The 4247-nt window shown below is 55.8% G+C and carries 1 protein-coding gene and 1 pseudogene; both read left to right on the plus strand.

What is annotated here, in order from left to right; all coding sequences use genetic code 11:
• Positions 1 to 3772: OmpL47-type beta-barrel domain-containing protein (locus E6C55_RS33015; RefSeq protein WP_136374090.1), on the plus strand; the 3772-nt coding region annotated here is incomplete at its 5' end.
• Between the two features lie 193 nt (positions 3773 to 3965).
• Positions 3966 to 4136 (plus strand): annotated as a pseudogene (locus E6C55_RS35535) (hypothetical protein); the annotation flags it as partial.
• Positions 4137 to 4247 lie beyond the last annotated feature (111 nt).

The following is a 4247-nucleotide window of genomic DNA, read 5'->3' on the forward strand; positions in this document are numbered from 1 at the left end:
GGCGCCGTCTGCCGCGACGCTGACGGCTGACCCGACCGCGCCGACGAACGGGAACGTGACGGTAACGATCGTCTACCCGGAGGATGCGTCCGTGCGGGAGTACAAGGTTGGCGCCGGCGCATGGCAACTGTACACGGAGCCGGTGGAGGTAACGGATAACGGGACAGTACATGCCCGTTCGACAGATGCGGCGGGGAACGAGTCGGAGGAGAGCAGCTACGCCGTGAGCAACATCGACCGGGAGGCGCCGACTGCCGCGACGCTGACGGCCGACCCGACCGCGCCGACGAGCGGGAACGTGACGGTAACGATTGTCTACCCGGAGGATGCGTCCGTGCGGGAGTACAAGGTTGGCGCCGGCGCATGGCAATTGTATACGGAGCCGGTGGAGGTAACGGATAACGGGACAGTACATGCCCGTTCGACAGATGCGGCGGGGAACGAGTCGGAGCAGAGCAGCTACGCCGTGAGCAACATCGACCGTGAGGCGCCGTCTGCCGCGACGCTGACGGCTGACCCGACCGCGCCGACGAACGGGAACGTGACGGTAACGATCGTCTACCCGGAGGATGCGTCCGTGCGGGAGTACAAGGTTGGCGACGGCGCATGGCAACTGTACACGGAGCCGGTGGAGGTAACGGATAACGGGACAGTACATGCGCGTTCTGTGGACGCAGCGGGCAATGAGTCGGAGGAGAGCAGCTACGTCGTGAGCAACATCGACCGTGAGGCGCCGACTGCCGCGACGCTGACGGCCGACCCGACCGCGCCGACGAACGGGAACGTGACGGTGACGATCGTCTACCCGGAGGATGCGGCCGTGCGGGAGTACAAGGTTGGCGGCGGCGAATGGCAACCGTACACGGAGCCGGTGGAGGTAACGGATAACGGGACAGTACATGCGCGTTCTGTGGATGCAGCGGGGAACGAGTCGGAGGAGAGCAGCTACGTCGTGAGCAACATCGACCGTGAGGCGCCGGCAGCCGCGACGCTGACGGCCAACCCGACCGCGCCGACGAACGGGAACGTGACGGTGACGATTACCTACCCGGAGGATGCGTCCGTGCGGGAGTACAAGGTTGGCGATGGCGCATGGCAATTGTATACGGAGCCGGTGGAGGTAACGGATAACGGGACAGTACATGCCCGTTCGACAGATGCGGCGGGGAACGAGTCGGAGGAGAGCAGCTACGTCGTGAGCAACATCGACCGTGAGGCGCCGACTGCCGCGACGCTGACGGCCGACCCGACCGCGCCGACGAGCGGGAACGTGACGGTAACGATTGTCTACCCGGAGGATGCGTCCGTGCGGGAGTACAAGGTTGGCGACGGCGCATGGCAATTGTATACGGAGCCGGTGGAGGTAACGGATAACGGGACAGTACATGCCCGTTCGACAGATGCGGCGGGGAACGAGTCGGAGCAGAGCAGCTACGCCGTGAGCAACATCGACCGTGAGGCGCCTGTCTTGACACTCGGAGCATCCGAAGCGCTGTTTGTTCCCATTGACAGTGTCTTCAGCAGTCCTTCCGCAACCGCCGTCGATAATTTCGATGGCGACATCACGGATCGGATCATGGTGGCAGGAGCGGTCGACACTGCTACTCTGGGTACCTATGAGCTGATATACAGCGTATCCGATAGGGCAGCCAACCTTACCGAAGAGGCAATTACAGTCATCGTATATGATAATGTGATTCCTACCTTGTCGCTGCTGGGCGAGGAGGAAATTCGGCTTGAGGTGGGTACACCGTTTGCCGATCCGGGCGTTACGGCTTGGGATGCTCAGGATGGCGACCTGACAGACGCCGTCATCGTGACGGGGGCGGTGGACTATCAGCAACTGAACACGTATACGTTGACGTACAATGTTGAAGATAGCGCGGGTAACGAGGCTGCAGCTCTGTACAGAACGGTTATTATCGAGGATACGACCGCGCCGGAGTTGACTGTGCTAGGCGATAATCCGCTAATGTTGCTTCGGGGGGCAGCATTCACCGATCCGGGCGTGCATGTGTCGGACAATTATGATATGAATATCAGCGAAGCGCTCGTCACAACGAGTTCGGTGGACACCGATACAGCGGGCTTGTACACCATCACCTATTCGGTGAGCGACTCATCCGGCAACAGAACCGAGCGACAACGAACCGTGCATGTACTGTCCGATGACGCTACTATTGCACAATTAACGTCAAACACTGGCAGGCTGACGCCGGATTTTATGCCTGAGGTACAGGAGTACCAGCTAAGTGTAGACAGCAACCGCAGCAGTATCACTTTATCGGTCTTGCCGAGTGATAATGCCGTCGCAACGGTAAGCATCGACGGTGAACCGTATGCATCCAATACGTCGGGAACGGTCGAAGCTGTCTTAAACGTACGTTTTGGATCAAACGCCTTCGACATCGAGTTAGTGGCGGAGGACGGTACTATTCGCACCTACACACTGCTGGTAATTCGCAGTTTCCCTGAATATAATGACGAAGGGCAGGAGGAGAATTCGGACCCCGATTCGGATAGCTTAGCGAGTGTCATTATCAATGGCAATACGATGAACGGAGGCACTGCGCAGGAAATAGATATTGCAGGACAAAAGATTGTTGTCGTTAAGCTTGATGAAGATTCTATAGTTGAACGGTTGCAAACCGAAGGAGCTGCAGCGGTTGTCGAGATCCCGGTGCCGGGCGAAGGCGCAGTGGGTGCAGGTGAACTAAGCGGACGGCTAGTGAAGGAAATGGAGAAGCAGCAAGCCGTCGTCGAATTACGTACCAAGACGGCTGTCTATACGCTGCCCGCAGCGCAAATTAACATTGATACGCTCGCTGAACAGCTTGGCGTGGATGCTCCGCTTGAGGACATCAAAGTGTATATAGAAATTACCACACCATCGGAAGAAACGCTGCACATCGTAGAAAATGCGGCAAAGCAAGGCAAATTCTCTCTGGTAGCGGCTCCGCTTGACTTTACTGTCTATGCGCGGTATGGCGAACGAAGCGTGCAAGCAACGACGTTTAAAGCGTATGTGGAACGCAGTGTGGCGATTCCGGCAGACATCGAGCCGACCCGTATCACAACCGGCGTAGTGGTCGAAGAGGATGGCACTGTTCGCCATGTTCCAACGAAGATTGTTGAACAGGATGGCCAATATCGCGCCGTCATTAACAGCTTGTCGAACAGCACATATGCCTTAATATGGAATCAGGTAGAGTTTAACGATATGGAGCTCCACTGGGCGCAGGAAACTGCCAACGATATGGGCTCGCGTATGGTCGTATCTGGCGACGGTAACGGAAACTTCTCACCAGATCATCCGGTTACCCGCGCTGAGTTTGCAGCCATTGTCGTTCATGGACTCGGACTGAAGGTACGATCGGACATGGGTTCCTTTATCGATATTTCACCACAGGCATGGTACGGGGAAGCTGTCTACACAGCGCATGCGTATGGGCTGGTAAAAGGCTTTGAAGACGATACGTTTGGACCCGACGATGATTTGACTCGCGAACAGGCTATGTCGATCATTGCCAGAGCGATGGACCTGACTGGGCTGAAAGCTCGTTTGCCAAGCCGTAACGCGGAGCAAACGATAAATCGGTTTACGGATGCCGACAAAATATCGGATTGGGCGAGAAGCAGTGTCATTGACAGCGTAGCGGCAGGTATCGTTGTCGGCAAAGATGACAATCTGCTAGCGACCAATGAGACAATTACGCGGGCCGAAGCATTATCATTTATTTACAGATTGCTGCAATTGTCCGAGTTGATCTAACGATTGCAGCGATTGGTACATATCGAATAGAATGTACGGGTCGTGATCAACTCAAAGTATGGGAGAGCACACGGTGACAATGTAATGGAGGAGGGCTTGGTTAGCCCTCCTCCTGTTAAAGACCTACCTTTTTAGGGGATTTTTGTTGCAGCCTCGTTTCGAATTAGAAAAATCGTAACCTCCGAACGGGCATCTTGATTTCAATATCAAGGGGAATGTGGGCGGAGAGACGTTTCTCCTCGGCTTCAAGGATCGCGTATTCGAGAGGGTGGCGAGCAATGAGATTACGACCACAGTGAACATCAAACGTATACGCTCGAACTCAAAAGACGCCGTTAGGCGTTTTTCTTATTATAGGCTTTAGCCTGTTGAGTGCGTGAAACGCGCGAAACAAAAAACCACCCGCTATGCGGGTGGAGGGAACGAGGGTTTGACCACCAAGACCATTCCGATAAAATTGAGATGTTCAGGCTCA

Source organism: Cohnella fermenti (assembly GCF_004801405.1).
GTDB lineage: Bacteria > Bacillota > Bacilli > Paenibacillales > Paenibacillaceae > Cohnella > Cohnella fermenti.